Annotated in this window: 1 protein-coding gene; it reads left to right on the forward strand. The window is 45.4% G+C overall.

Annotation, left to right across the window (positions count from 1 at the left end; all coding sequences use genetic code 11):
* Nucleotides 1-757: cation:proton antiporter (locus R7R78_RS25885; RefSeq protein WP_225474586.1), on the forward strand; the 757-nt coding region annotated here is incomplete at both ends.

The following is a 757-nucleotide window of genomic DNA, read 5'->3' on the forward strand; positions in this document are numbered from 1 at the left end:
GTTACTCTTTTGCTTTTTACTATTGGCTTAAAGCTCGATGTAAAAACATTGCTCTCCAAAGAAATTTGGGGCGGCGCAACAGCGCACAATATTCTTTCAACCGCTTTTTTTGCCCTTGCGTTGTCAGGGCTGAAACTGCTTGGATTAACGTCCCTTGCAAGTATGGAAAGCGGGCAGATATTGCTCCTAGCCTTTGCACTTTCCTTCTCTAGCACTGTTTTCGCGGTAAAAACACTGCAGGAAAAAGGTGAACTCAACGCGACATACGCCACACTGGCCATCGGTATTTTGGTTATGCAAGATATCTTCGCGGTCGTGTTTCTGACTGTTTCAACAGGCAAAGTGCCAGAATGGTACGCCATAGGTCTATTTGCTCTTCCTCTTCTACGCCCGCTGTTTTACAAGTTATTGGATAAAGTAGGCCACGGCGAGATGTTAGTGCTGTTCGGCATTTTCTTCGCGCTTGTTGTGGGTGCCGGACTGTTTGAGTTAGTTGGAATGAAACCAGACCTTGGCGCCTTGATTCTTGGCATGATGCTCGCTGGTCACCGTAAAGCGTCAGAGTTGTCTAAATCGCTATTTAATATGAAAGAGCTCTTTCTCGTCTGCTTCTTCTTAAATATCGGCTTATCCGCATCTTTGAGTCTAGCGGGTATCGCACTAGCGCTTTTATTCATTGTCCTTCTACCTATTAAAGGGTTGCTATACTTCCTCACAATCAACCACTTTAAGTTTCGCGTGCGTACTTCCCTACTCG

This window comes from Vibrio sp. 2134-1 (genome assembly GCF_033339495.1).